General features: G+C 65.4%; 10 protein-coding genes. 6 read left to right on the plus strand and 4 right to left on the minus strand.

From position 1 onward, the window contains the following. The first annotated feature begins 394 nt into the window (after positions 1-394). The 4 genes from PSEEN_RS12260 (at position 395) to PSEEN_RS12275 (ending at position 7,122) form a co-directional block, all read left to right on the plus strand. Positions 395-2,047 (plus strand): VRR-NUC domain-containing protein, encoded by a 1,653-nt coding sequence (locus PSEEN_RS12260; RefSeq protein ID WP_011533829.1) that lies wholly within the window; start codon positions 395-397, stop codon positions 2,045-2,047. Then, the gene (locus PSEEN_RS12265) at positions 2,044-4,299 is read left to right on the plus strand and encodes an ATP-dependent DNA helicase (RefSeq protein ID WP_011533830.1); all 2,256 of its coding nucleotides are present in this window, start codon (positions 2,044-2,046) and stop codon (positions 4,297-4,299) included. Before PSEEN_RS12260 ends, PSEEN_RS12265 begins: the two co-directional genes overlap by 4 nt. 78 nt (positions 4,300-4,377) lie before the next feature. Continuing rightward, positions 4,378-6,015: a phosphoglucomutase (alpha-D-glucose-1,6-bisphosphate-dependent) gene (gene pgm / locus PSEEN_RS12270; protein ID WP_011533831.1), complete on the plus strand. Its 1,638-nt coding sequence runs from the start codon at positions 4,378-4,380 to the stop codon at positions 6,013-6,015. 219 nt (positions 6,016-6,234) lie between these two features. Then, positions 6,235-7,122: a pirin family protein gene (locus tag PSEEN_RS12275; RefSeq protein ID WP_011533832.1), complete on the plus strand. Its 888-nt coding sequence runs from the start codon at positions 6,235-6,237 to the stop codon at positions 7,120-7,122. Between the two features lie 128 nt (positions 7,123-7,250). On the opposite strand, the gene PSEEN_RS12280 is transcribed toward PSEEN_RS12275, so the two are convergent. Further along, the gene (locus tag PSEEN_RS12280) at positions 7,251-7,667 is read right to left on the minus strand and encodes a RidA family protein (protein WP_011533833.1); all 417 of its coding nucleotides are present in this window, start codon (positions 7,665-7,667) and stop codon (positions 7,251-7,253) included. Next, entirely contained in the window at positions 7,667-8,983 is a 1,317-nt protein-coding gene (locus PSEEN_RS12285; protein ID WP_011533834.1) for a flavin-containing monooxygenase, read from the minus strand. The genes PSEEN_RS12280 and PSEEN_RS12285 overlap by 1 nt, the downstream gene beginning before the upstream one ends. A gap of 418 nt (positions 8,984-9,401) precedes the next feature. On the opposite strand from PSEEN_RS12285, the gene PSEEN_RS12290 reads away from it, so the two are divergent. After that, positions 9,402-10,079, plus strand: coding sequence for a DUF1028 domain-containing protein (locus PSEEN_RS12290; protein WP_011533835.1), 678 nt, complete (start codon positions 9,402-9,404; stop codon positions 10,077-10,079). Then, on the plus strand, positions 10,072-11,232 hold the full coding sequence (gene argE, locus PSEEN_RS12295) for an acetylornithine deacetylase (RefSeq protein WP_011533836.1): 1,161 nt from the start codon (positions 10,072-10,074) through the stop codon (positions 11,230-11,232). Before PSEEN_RS12290 ends, argE begins: the two co-directional genes overlap by 8 nt. A gap of 166 nt (positions 11,233-11,398) precedes the next feature. Here the strand turns inward: argE and PSEEN_RS12300 are convergent, their stop codons facing one another. Then, on the minus strand, positions 11,399-11,728 hold the full coding sequence (locus tag PSEEN_RS12300; protein ID WP_011533837.1) for a hypothetical protein: 330 nt from the start codon (positions 11,726-11,728) through the stop codon (positions 11,399-11,401). Positions 11,729-11,802: 74 nt separating this feature from the next. After that, entirely contained in the window at positions 11,803-12,453 is a 651-nt protein-coding gene (locus tag PSEEN_RS12305) for a DUF998 domain-containing protein (protein WP_011533838.1), read from the minus strand. Between the last annotated feature and the right edge of the window lie 79 nt (positions 12,454-12,532).

Here is a 12,532-nt window from a genome sequence, read left to right on the forward strand (position 1 = left end):
GGGCAGCGCGTTAATGCTTGGACGGAATAAAAAGCTCCAGACTGCGTGATATTGTTTTGATGGCTAATTCGACGGTTTTAAAAAAATTAGACGCTCGGCGGGCTTTTGCAAGACGGGGTTGAACGATTTTTTGCTTCAGCTGTCCGCGGCGCCCGAAGCACTGTCTCCTGCGCATTCCCTTCACCTCTTAAGCGCCGCTTATCGGAAGTTTGCTTGCGTACCCGGGTGTACGCCTCGGATCAGCTGCGTGGAGGTTTGCGGGCCACCGCGTGCATTTCAATTTCTATAGAAGAATATTGGTTCTTTGATGACCGCCGACTTGATCCCCGGCACTTGCCCGTGGGATGGGTCTGTATGTATAACCAGTGTCCATCCTCAATGTTCGCCCCCTCCCATGATCGCCCATTCCGTCGACGACCCCTTTTACTACCTGCACAACTTTCGCCAGGTGTTGAGTTGGGTCGAGCAGCGTTACGCCGACTTGCTCGACAACGATGAGCGCCATTTCATCCAGGCCTTTTCCGTTCTGTCTTCGCCAACCCAGGCCCTGCTGGTGCGCATGGTCATGCGCAAGGGCGAGCTGTTTCGTAGTGACAAGCTTGAGTACGCCGAAATCGGCGATACGGGCACGGCCCTGGCGCCGTTACTGGCATTGGGCTGGGTGGCCGACGACACGCCGCTGACGGTCGCGCAGTTATGGGCACTGCTGCGCAAGGAGGAGGTGGTGCAATGTTTCGCTGGCCAGCTTGCCCGGCCCCGGGCGGGCAAGGCCGAGCTGCTGGTCCAGTTGCAAGCGCTCGCGCTTGAGCCTAGACCGCTAAGTGAGTGGTTCCCGACGTTTCCTGCACGCATTGTACATTGGCGGCTACAGCCCCTGTGCGATCGGCTGCGCCTGCTGTTCTTTGGCAACCTCTATCAGGACTGGTCGGATTTCGTGCTGACTGATCTTGGTGTGTTCCGTTATGAGCAAGTCAGCTTCAGCGACGACTCGCGGGCCTTGCGCCAGCGTGCGGATGTCGACCTGGCCATGGCCTTGCACCAGTGCGCCGAACGGTTGGAGCAGGGCGAGCCACCCGCTGGGCTGCTGGCAGCCCTCGACGGGCTGGACAGCGCCAACCCCTGGCTTGCCCGGCGCCGCGCACGCTTGTTGTTCAGCCTGGGCCAGCAAAGCGAGCGCCTGGCCGACTGGGACTTGGCCCTGCGCATCTACCAGGCATGCGAACACCCCGAGGCCCGTATTCGCCAGGTGCGGGTATTCGAACGCAGCGAGCATTGGCCGCAGGCTCATGCGCTGGCCATGCATATGGCCCAGGCGCCGGCCAATGCCCTGGAGCGGCAGGCGCTCGAGCGTATGTTGCCGCGCCTGGCACGCAAGCTGGGTGGGCCGCCGCAGGCGCGCCGGCGCACGAGCGATGTCGAGCTGATCGGGCTGGACTTGCCGGCTGAGCTGGCGGTGCACGGTGTGGAGGAAGCAGTTCGCCTGCACCTGGAGCAACAGGGAAGCGTTGCGCATTACGTCGAGAACACCCTGTTCAACAGCCTGTTCGGGCTGCTCTGCTGGGAGGCGATCTTCGCCCCGGTGCCGGGTGCGTTCTTCCACCCTTTCCAGGCCGGGCCGCAGGACTTGCACGACAGCGATTTCCAGGCACGGCGGGCGGCGCTGTTCGAGCGTTGCCTGGGCCGGCTTGATGATGGCAGCTACCCTGAGGCGATTCGCGCCTGCTTCACGGCCAAGCAAGGGCTGCAGTCGCCGTTCGTGTTCTGGCAGATGCTCGATGAGGACCTGCTCGAAGACGCCTTGGCCTGCCTGCCGGCCCAGCACCTGAAGGCCTGCTTCGTGCGGTTGTTGCAGGATATCCGTAACAATCGCGCCGGCATGCCCGACCTGATCCAGTTCTGGCCCGCAGAAGGTCGCTATCGCATGGTCGAGGTCAAGGGGCCGGGCGACCGGCTGCAGGACAACCAGCTACGCTGGCTCGACTTCTGCCAGGCGCATGGCTTGCCGGTGGTGGTGTGCCACGTGCGCTGGAAGGCCGGGCAGGCATGAGTTACACCGTCGCCGTGCGCGCCCTGTGCGAGTTCAGCGCCAAGGTCGGCGACCTGGACCTGCGCTTCACCCCATCGCCCACGGCGCAGGAGGGCATTGCCGGCCATCGCCGGGTGGTGGCAAGGCGCGGCGCGGACTACGAGGCGGAGGTGGCCCTCGAAGGCGAGTACCTGGGGTTGCGCGTGCGTGGCCGCGCAGACGGCTACGACCCTGCGCGCAATCGCCTGGAAGAGATCAAGACCCACCGTGGCGACCTGGCAAAGCAACCGGCCAACCACCGGCAGCTGCACTGGGCCCAGGCCAAGGTCTACGCCTGGCTGATCTGCCAGGCGCGGCAGTTGCAGGAGATCGACGTCGCGTTGGTCTACCTGGACGTGGACAGCGACGGCCAGACGGTGATCAGCGAGTGCCATGCGGCCGACGACCTGCGGCGTTTCTTCGAGGTGCAGTGCCAGTGTTTCCTGGCCTGGGCCAGGCAACAGGAGCAGCGCCTGGGCGAGCGCGACCGTGGCTTGAACGCGCTGAGCTTTCCGTACCCCGAATTCCGCCAAGGGCAGCGCCAGCTGGCGGAAACCCTGTACAAGGCGGTGAGCACCGGCCGTTGCCTGATGGCCCAGGCCAGCACGGGCATCGGCAAGACCCTTGGGACGTTGTTTCCGTTGCTCAAGGCCGTGGTGCCGCAGCAACTGGACAAACTGTACTTCCTCACCGCCAAGACCCCCGGTCGCGCCCTGGCCCTGGATGCTCTGCGGCAAATCACCCAAGCTTCGCCGCAACCCGCCCTGCGCACCCTGGAGCTGATCGCGCGCGACAAGGCCTGCGAGCACCCCGACAGCGCCTGCCATGGCGAGTCCTGCCCGCTGGCCCAGGGGTTCTATGATCGCCTGCCTGCCGCCCGTGAGGCCGCCGCACAAGTGCCCGTGCTCGACCGCGCCAGCCTGCGTGAGGTGGCGCTGACGCACCAGGTCTGCCCCTATTACCTGGGGCAGGAGATGGCGCGTTGGGTCGACCTGGTGGTGGCCGACTACAACTATTACTTCGATGCCCACGCCATGCTGTTCGGCCTGGCCCAAACCCATCAATGGCGCACGGCGGTTCTGGTGGACGAGGCACACAACCTCGTCGAGCGGGGGCGGCAGATGTACAGCGCCAGCCTTGACCAGGGCCAGTTGCAGGCCCTGCGCCAGAGCAAACCTGCGGGGCTGGGCAGCGCCCTCGAGCGGCTCAACCGCCAGTGGAACGCGCTGTACAAGCAGCAGGTCGCGCCCTATCAGGCGTCCGAGCAGTTGCCAGAAGCCTTCATACAGGCACTGCAACGTTGCACCGGGTTGATCCAGGAGCGCATGAACGAAGCGCCGGCCGAGGTCGAGCCCAAGGTGCTGGAGTTCTTCTTCCAGGCATTGCAGTTCAGTCGTATCGCCGAGCTGTTCGATGAGCACTTCCTGTTCGATATCAGCCAGCGCAACGGCGCGCGCGGGCGTCGCCTGGCCACGCTGTGCCTGCGCAACGTGGTGCCGGCGCGGCTGCTGGGGCCGCGAATGAGCGCGGCGCGCAGCGTCACGCTGTTTTCCGCCACGCTCAATCCACGCCGCTTCTATACCGATCTATTGGGCATGCCCGCCGACACGGCCTGGCTGGAGGTCGCCGCGCCGTTTCGCGCCGAGCAGCTGGAAGTGCGCATCGTCAGCGCGGTGTCCACGCGCTTCCAGCAGCGTCAGGCATCGCTGGCGCCGATCGTCGAGCTGATCGCCGGGCAGTTTCAGCGCCAGCCCGGCAATTACCTGGCGTTCTTCAGCAGCTTCGAGTACCTGGAGCAGGTGGCACAGTTGCTGGCCGAGCGCTATCCGTCCCTGGCCCAGTGGCGGCAGGCCCCGGGCATGGATGAGGCGGGGCGCGAGGCGTTTCTCGCCCGCTTCGTGGCGGATGGGCAGGGTGTGGGCTTCGCCGTGCTGGGTGGTGCGTTCGGCGAAGGCGTGGACCTGCCGGGCACACGCCTGATCGGCGCGTTCGTCGCCACCCTGGGGCTGCCCCAGGTCAACCCGGTCAACGAGCAGTTCAAGCAGCGCCTGGGCCGGCAGTTCGGTGCGGGTTTCGACTACGCCTACCTCTACCCGGGTGTGCGCAAGGTGATCCAGGCCGCCGGTCGGGTGATTCGTGGCGACCAGGACCGTGGCGTGCTGCTGTTGATCGACGAACGCTTCGCCGAACCGAGGGTGCGGCAGATGTTTCCCGACTGGTGGCAATGTAGGTGATCGCCCCCATCGCCTGGCGATGAAACTCTCAGTACACTGCGCGTTCCAACCCAACATTCGTTGATTTCGAGGTTTTGCATGACGCTCAGTTCCTTGGCAGGCAAGCCGGCTCCGGCCAGCGTGCTGGTCGATATTCCCCGCCTGGTGACCGCCTACTACACCGGCCGCCCCGACGCCGCCGTGGCCGCCCAGCGCGTGGCCTTCGGCACTTCGGGCCACCGCGGCACCTCGTTCGAGCTGAGCTTCAACGAAGACCACGTGCTGGCGATCACCCAGGCCATCTGCCTGTATCGCCAGGAAAAGGGCATCGACGGCCCGCTGTTCATCGGCGCCGACACTCACGCCCTGTCCGCCCCGGCTGCGGCCAGCGCCCTGGAAGTGCTGGCGGCCAACGGCGTGCAGGTGATGCTGAGCAAGGATGACGAGTACACGCCCACGCCGGCGGTGTCCCACGCCATCCTCTGCTACAACCGTGGCCGCCAGCAGGGCCTGGCCGACGGCATCGTCATCACCCCGTCGCACAACCCGCCACAGAGCGGCGGCTTCAAGTACAACCCGCCCAATGGCGGCCCGGCCGACAGCGATGTCACCAAGTGGATCGAAGGCAAGGCCAACGAACTGCTGGCCGCGGGCCTGGCGGGCGTCAAGCGCCTGGACCACAAGCAGGCGCTGGCGGCCCCGACCACTCAACGTCACGACTATGTAAGTCACTACGTGGCGGACCTGGAGAACGTCATCGACTTCGACGTAATCCGCAGCGCCAAGCTGCGCCTGGGCGTCGACCCGCTGGGCGGGGCAGGGGTGCGCTACTGGTCGGCCATCGCCGAACACTACAAGCTGGACCTGGAAGTGGTGAACACCGAGGTCGATCCGACCTTCCGCTTCATGACCGTCGACTGGGACGGCCAGATCCGCATGGACCCCTCTTCGCCGTATGCCATGCAGGGCCTGATCGGCCTGCGCGAGCGCTTCGACGTGGCGTTTGCCTGCGACCCGGACCACGACCGTCACGGCATCGTCACCCCCGACGGCCTGCTGCAACCAAACAACTACCTGGCCGTGGCCATCGACTACCTGTACCGCAACCGCCCGCAATGGCGCAAAGACGCGGCGGTGGGCAAGACCGTGGTGTCCAGCGGCCTGATCGACCGCGTCACCGCCGCGCTGGGCCGTGACCTGTACGAAGTGCCGGTGGGCTTCAAGTTCTTTGCCCAGGGCCTGTTCGACGGCTCGCTGGGCTTTGGCGGCGAAGAGAGCGCCGGCGCCTCGTTCCTGCGCAAGGATGGCTCGGTCTGGGCCACCGACAAGGACGGCCTGATCCCGGCCCTGCTGGCCGCCGAGATGACCGCCCGTACCGGTCGCAACCCGAGCCAGATCTACGCCGACCTCACCAGCAAGCTGGGCAAGCCGTATGCCACCCGGGTCGAGGCCAAGGCCGACGCACGGCAGAAGGCGTTGCTGAGCAAGCTGGCGCCGGAGCAGGTCAAGTCCACCGAACTGGCCGGTGAGCCGATCACCCAGATCCTCAGCCATGCGCCGGGCAACAACCAGGCCATCGGCGGCCTCAAGGTGATGACCGAGAACGGCTGGTTCGCCGCGCGGCCATCGGGCACCGAGGACATCTACAAGATCTACGCCGAGAGCTTTATCGACGAAGCGCACCTCAAGCGCCTGGTCGAGGAAGCCCAGGTGCTGGTGGACGCGGCGATCGCCTGATCGCGTGTCATCAGGTCGATGCGGTCCTTGTAGGAGCGGCTTCAGCCGCGAACACCGGCGCAGCCGGTGCCAGGCACCGCGTCGCCTGATTCGCGGCTGAAGCCGCTCCTACAGGATTGTGTGGTTGTTCCATCAGTGGGACGATCCATGCCATTTCCTCCATCTACCGCTCAATTAGCCTCCTCGATAAGGTTATTCCTATCCAAGAGGAGGCTTCTCATGAAAAACATCCAAGGCATCCACCGCAGCCCCCACGCCCACTGGGTGGGTGACGGCTTCCCGGTGCGCAGCCTGTTCACCTACGATCACTTGGCCCGGCACATCAGCCCGTTCCTGCTGCTGGACTACGCCGGCCCCCACGACTTCACCCCCACCAACGCCCGTCGTGGCGTCGGCCAGCACCCGCACCGGGGCTTCGAGACGGTGACCATCGTCTACCAGGGCGAGCTGGAGCATCGCGATTCCACTGGCGCCGGTGGCCTGATCGGCCCGGGCGACGTGCAGTGGATGACCGCCGCTGGCGGCATCATCCATGAAGAGTTCCATTCACCGGCCTTTGCCCGCAGCGGTGGCACGCTGGAAATGGTCCAGCTGTGGGTCAACCTGCCGGCCAAGGACAAGCGTGCCGCAGCCGGTTACCAGACCTTGCTGTCGAGTGATATCCCCGTGGTGACGCTGGCAGGCGAGGCGGGCAGCCTGCGGGTGATTGCCGGGCGCTATGCGGACCACCAGGGGCCCGCCCGGACCTTCACCGAGATGGATGTGTGGGATATCCGCCTGAAGGCCGGTGCGGTACTGGACCTGCCGGTCGCGGCCGGTCGCAATGCGGCGTTGGTGGTACTGCGCGGCAACCTGCGGGTGAACGGCGAGCGTGAAGCCGGCCCGGCCAGCCTGGTGCTGTTCGAGCGCGGGGGGCAATCGGTGCGGGTCGAGGCGCTGGAGGAGGTCAGCTTGCTGCTACTCAGCGGCGAACCGATCGATGAGCCCATCGTCGGCTATGGGCCGTTCGTGATGAACAGCCAGGCGGAGATCGCCGAGTCGTTCGACGATTTCCACGCCGGGCGGTTTGGCCAGGTGGGTGGCGTCGAGCACGCCACCTGGGTTTAGCCTTTCAGGTCCTTGGGGCTGCTATGCAGCCCTTTCGCGACACAAGGCCGCTCCCACAGGGGAATCGCGCAATCCTGTAGGAGCGGCCTTGCGTCGCGAAAGGGGCGCAAAGCGCCCCCAGGGCTCTGTCACTCCGCGCCTGGCACCACCGCAATCACATCGATCTCCATCAACCACTCAGCCTGGGCCAGTCCCGCCACTACCAACCCGGTGGAAATCGGGAACACCCCCTTCAGCCACTTGCCCACTTCCATGTAAACCGGCTCGCGGAAGCGCGGGTCGGTGATGTAGGTGGTGGTCTTGACGATGTGCGAAAGGTCCGAGCCTGCCTCTTCGAGCAACTGCTTGACGTTCTTCATCGCCTGCTCGGCCTGGGCCCGCGGATCACCCAGGCCCACCAGCCGTCCTTCGAAGTCGGTACCGACCTGGCCGCGCACATAGATGGTGTTGCCGGCCCGCACCGCCTGGCACAGGTCGTTGTCCAGGGTCTGGTTGGGGTAGGTGGCCTTGGTGTTGAACATGCGGATGCGAGTGTGGGTAGGCATCAGTGGGCTCCGAAAGTGCTGACATTGCTGATCGTGGATTGCTGTTCATCCGCTGCGCGCTGCTCGCGGTCGCGGTAGGCCAGGTAGGTGCGTTGGGTGGCGATATGGCCGGCGACGTGCTTGGCGTCGTGCCACACCCCCCAGATGAACGACGAGCCGCGGCGCGACAGCCAGGGCAGGCCGAGGAAGTACACGCCGGGCTCCTTCGACACGCCGCGCTGGTGCTGGGGCTTGCCGTTAGCGTCGAAGGCGTCGACCTGCAGCCAGCTGAAGTCCACGCCATAGCCGGTGGCCCAGATGATCGAGGTGACGTTGGCCTGGGCCAGGTCCAGCTCCAGCAGCGGCTTGCTGACGCAGTCCGGGTCGGGCAGGCGCTTGCGGGCCTCGGGCTCTTCCGGCAGGTCCAGGCCGTTGCGCTCGATGTAGGCATCGGCGGCGTCCAGCAGGGCCAGGTAGTTTTCGTCACCACGGTTGATGTTGTCGGCCAGGTTGTCCTGGAAACGTGCGACACCGCCTTCGAACGACTGGGTCAGGCCGACCAGGGTCATGCCCTGGTGGGCGAGGGCACGAAAGTCCACGGTATGGCCGCCGCGGGCGCCGGACACGGCGATGGTCACGTGCTCGCGGCCTGGCTTGGCAATCTCGGCATCCCACTCGCCCAGCACGCCCAGCCACCAGCAGAAATCACGGTTGCGGTAGCTGCGCGGCGGCCGGTCATGGGCGCCGACCGACAGGTAGACCTGGCGCCCGGCGCGCATCAGTTCCTCGGCGATCTGCACCCCGGAGGAGCCGGCGCCCACCACCAGCACCGCGCCCTCGGGCAGTTGCTGCGGGTTGAAGTAGGCGGCGGAGTGGATCTGGTGCAGGCGTTCGTCCTTCGGCGCGATGGCCGGGATCACCGGGCGCTGGAACGGGCCGGTGGCGGCCACCACCCGGTTGGCGCGGATCACGCCCTGGTTGGTCTCGATGGTGAAGCCGGGGCGGTCGGCGTTGCGCACCACCTGTTTCACCTCGACGCCGGTGCGCACCGGCAGGTTGTACTTGCGCACGTACTGCTCGAAGTAGTCGGCGACCTGGTCCTTGCCGGCGAAGGCGTCGGCGTCGAGGTCGAATTCCAGGCCCGGGAAGCGGTCGTGCCAGACCGGGCCGTTGGCCACCAGCGAGTCCCAGCGGCCGGTGCGCCAGGCTTCGGCGATGCGCTTGCGCTCCAGCACCAGGTGCGGCACGCCGAGCTTGCTCAGGTGTTCGCTCATGGCCACGCCGGCCTGGCCGGCGCCGACCACGAGGGTGTCGATTTCGATGTTGTTCAGTGTCATGTCCAAGCCCTTCTTCAGCGGCGTTCTTGTTCAGGTCGGTGGGGACCGCCTTTGCCTGGGGCCAGACTAGGGAGGGTGGGGGAATCGCGAAAATAGTATTTAGCTGGGGCTTGCCGATAAATTGGCGAAGGGTGCGGGGAGCAACGGTCTTGCAGAGTATTCGTCGTTTACGGTTGCCCTTGTGGGAGCGGCCTTGTGTCGCGAAAGGGCTGCGTAGCGGCCCCAGGATTTCAGTGCTGAGCAAATATCGCTGGGGCCGCGTTGCGGCCCGTTCGCGACGCAAGGCCGCTCCCACAGGTTCCTCGTGAACCAGGGCATCTTCGTATAGTTTTTTCCTGCTCTGTGCCGAGGAAAATGTTGGTTTCGCAGCACCCGAGGCCCGCCGAGAATGCCGGTAACTCAAAACAGGAGCTGCACCATGACCTTCTCCATCATTGGCCGCTGCGCGGAAACCGGCCAGGTCGGCATCGCCATCAGTTCGTCCAGCATCGCCGTCGGCGCCCGTTGCCCCTGGGTCCGTGCCGGGGTCGGCGCGGTCGCCACCCAGAACATCACCTTGCCAGCCCTCGGCCCGCAGATCCTCGACGCCCTGGAGCAAGGCCAGCTGCCGCCCGCCGCGGCGCTGGACCGGGTGCTCAGCGCCAATGGCTGGAGCGAGTATCGCCAGGTCACGGTGATCGACAGCCAAGGCCAGGTGGCCCTGTTCACCGGCAAGGAGGCGCTGGGCGTGCACAACGCGGTGGCGGGTGAGCAGTGCGCGGCGGCGGGCAACCTGTTGTCCTCGCGCGCGGTGATCGAGGCCATGGTCGCGGCCTTCGAACAGACCGGTGGCCACCTGGCCGACCGCCTGCTGGCGGCCATGCACGCGGCGATGGCGGCCGGTGGCGAGGCGGGGCCGGTGCACTCGGCGGCGCTGAAAATCGCCGGCGAGCTGACCTGGCCGCTGGTGGACCTGCGCGTGGACTGGGCCGAGCAGGACCCGATCGGTGCCCTCGACAACCTGTGGCAGGCCTACCGCCCGCAGATGCAGGATTACGTGACCCGTGCGCTCAACCCGACCGCCGCGCCCAGCTATGGGGTACCGGGTGATGAGTGAGTGGTCCAGTCGCGCACTGCTGGAGCGGCTGGTGGGCTTTGCCACGGTCAGCCGCGATTCCAATCTGGCGCTCATCAGCTTCATCAAGGACTACCTGGCCAGCCTAGGCGTGGAAAGCGAGTTGTTCCATAACGCCGAAGGCACCAAGGCCAACCTGTTCGCCACCATTGGTCCCCGTGATCGGGGTGGCGTGGTGCTGTCGGGCCACACCGATGTGGTGCCGGTCGACGGGCAGGCCTGGACCTATGACCCGTTTCAGCTGACCGAGCACGATGGCCGCCTTTACGGGCGGGGCACCGCCGACATGAAGGGTTTCATCGCTTCGGTGCTGGCGGCCGTGCCGGCGTTTCTCGCGCAGCCGCTGCGCCTTCCCGTGCACCTGGCGTTCTCCTACGACGAGGAGGTCGGTTGCCTGGGCGTGCGCTCTTTGCTCGCCGCGTTGGCGCAACGGCCGAACAAGCCGACCCTGTGCCTGATCGGCGAGCCTACCGAGCTCAGGCCGGTGCTTGGCCACAAGGGCAAGCTGGCCATGCGCTGCCAGGTGCATGGCGCAGCCTGCCATTCGGCCTACGCACCCTACGGGGTCAATGCCATCGAGTACGCGGCGCGATTGATCGGCAAGCTCGGCGAGATCGGCGAGGACCTGGCCATGCCGCAGCACCACGACCCACGCTTTGACCCGCCGTTTTCAACCGTGCAGACCGGCGTGATCAAAGGGGGGCGGGCGCTGAACATCGTGCCGGAGGAGTGCGAGTTCGACTTCGAGGTGCGTGCCCTGCCGGGGTTCGAGGCCCAGGCGGTGGCTGACCAGTTGCAGACTTACGCCGAGGCCGAACTGCTGCCGCGCATGCGTGCGGTCAGCGCCGCCAGCGACATTCGGCTGCAACCCCTGAGCGCCTATCCGGGGCTGGCCACGCCGGCCGACAGCGAGGCGGCGCAGCTGGTAGCGTTGCTCAGTGGGTCGAGTGAGTTCGGCACCGTGGCGTTCGGCACCGAAGGCGGGTTGTTCGAGCAGGCCGGCATCCCTACGGTAGTGTGCGGGCCGGGGAGCATGAATCAAGGGCACAAGCCGGATGAATTCGTCAGTGCGGAGCAGTTGCAGGGTTGTGACGCGATGCTGCTGCGGTTGAGGGATTATCTGACGGCTGTGTAAGGGCCTGGAGCGTCTGGGCCAGGCAGGACGCTCCATTGGAGGTCTTACATCAGATATATGATGTAAATTATTGTTTTTATTGAATTTTCAGTTCAGAGGGATGCCCTTGATTCAATATGCTAACCAACATGATAAAAGTTATATATCTACTTGATATTAAACAAATTTATCTTTTGGCGACGGCGTGCTGCGCGCATTGCTCGTAGTACGTCTGCTTGATCGCCGCAGGCTTGAGCTGCGAGCGGCTGTTGTAGGTCTGCTCGGTGATGCCGAAGGCCGTCATGCGCATCCAGGGCTTGTCGAATTTGCGCGCCTGAAGGCGCTTGCGGGTAGCGTACAGGGTAACCCCGGAGAGCTTGGCTTGCTGCGCCTCGGCGGCGATCTGCGAGCCCCAGCCGCACACTTGACGCTCGTTCTGGCTCAACGCCCGGGCCTGGGCGGCGAAGGCGGTGGTGGCCAGCAGGCAGCCGGCCACGGTTGCTAGAAATACTCGCATGTTGCTGTCCTAAGCATCTGAAGGAGAAAGGAGTTTGCCGTCACTTCAGTGGCCTGGGGGCCAGCAAATTGCCGTCAGGCGATGGCCATGCGCAGTGGATTGTGATGCACGGTGCGCAACGAAGACCAAGCCAATGTGGCCACCCAAAGCACCGAAACACCGTAGTTCAAGCGCTGGTACAGGCCGAACAACTGGCCGTTCTGCGCGGCCTGGGCCATCAGCACCACCGTGATCACCGCCAACACCGAGCACAGCAGCGACCACCCGGCCAGCGCCCTGGAGCGGGCCTGGCGCTTGCCCAGCCAGATCCACAGCACGCTGGCCAATGTCAGTGAAAGGAACATCAGCAGCCCACTGAGGTTGTGCATCTGCTGCGAGAACGATGGGGTAATGGGGGCGCAACTTTGGTCGCAGGCGAACCAGCCGGTGCCCAGGCTGCCCACGCCATGCAGCAGCACCAGCAGCGCGCTCAGCTGTGCCAGCTTCGATTGTCGCCAGCGCCGCGCCAGGCCCCAGGCGAACAGGGCGAACAGCACGGCAAGGGGGAGATTGTTGACCCAGGGCGACCATGAGTGGGTGGGCGCGCCAACTGCGCCAAGTTGGCTCATGGCTTGCTGCAGGTGGTCGTAGCCAGGATAGGCCAGGGCGGTCAGGCCCACCCCCAGCAGCAGCCAGCAAGGGATGAGCAAGCCGCAGGCAAGCAGCAGACGGTCGAGTGTCTTCATGTGGGGTTCCTTCCTTGGTATCGACACGGGGCAAACTCGCAGACTACAGCGCTGGTGTGGCTGTCCGCCAGCGTCCTGA

Source organism: Pseudomonas entomophila L48, from assembly GCF_000026105.1.
GTDB lineage: Bacteria > Pseudomonadota > Gammaproteobacteria > Pseudomonadales > Pseudomonadaceae > Aquipseudomonas > Aquipseudomonas entomophila.

Bases quoted from the DNA above. Each gene is read 5' to 3' on its own strand.
- PSEEN_RS12260 (WP_011533829.1), top strand. From the start codon at position 395: ATGATCGCCCATTCCGTCGACGACCCCTTTTACTACCTGCACAACTTT.
- PSEEN_RS12265 (WP_011533830.1), top strand. From the start codon at position 2,044: ATGAGTTACACCGTCGCCGTGCGCGCCCTGTGCGAGTTCAGCGCCAAG.
- pgm (WP_011533831.1), top strand. From the start codon at position 4,378: ATGACGCTCAGTTCCTTGGCAGGCAAGCCGGCTCCGGCCAGCGTGCTG.
- PSEEN_RS12275 (WP_011533832.1), top strand. From the start codon at position 6,235: ATGAAAAACATCCAAGGCATCCACCGCAGCCCCCACGCCCACTGGGTG.
- PSEEN_RS12280 (WP_011533833.1), bottom strand. From the start codon at position 7,667: ATGCCTACCCACACTCGCATCCGCATGTTCAACACCAAGGCCACCTAC.
- PSEEN_RS12285 (WP_011533834.1), bottom strand. From the start codon at position 8,983: ATGACACTGAACAACATCGAAATCGACACCCTCGTGGTCGGCGCCGGC.
- PSEEN_RS12290 (WP_011533835.1), top strand. From the start codon at position 9,402: ATGACCTTCTCCATCATTGGCCGCTGCGCGGAAACCGGCCAGGTCGGC.
- argE (WP_011533836.1), top strand. From the start codon at position 10,072: ATGAGTGAGTGGTCCAGTCGCGCACTGCTGGAGCGGCTGGTGGGCTTT.
- PSEEN_RS12300 (WP_011533837.1), bottom strand. From the start codon at position 11,728: ATGCGAGTATTTCTAGCAACCGTGGCCGGCTGCCTGCTGGCCACCACC.
- PSEEN_RS12305 (WP_011533838.1), bottom strand. From the start codon at position 12,453: ATGAAGACACTCGACCGTCTGCTGCTTGCCTGCGGCTTGCTCATCCCT.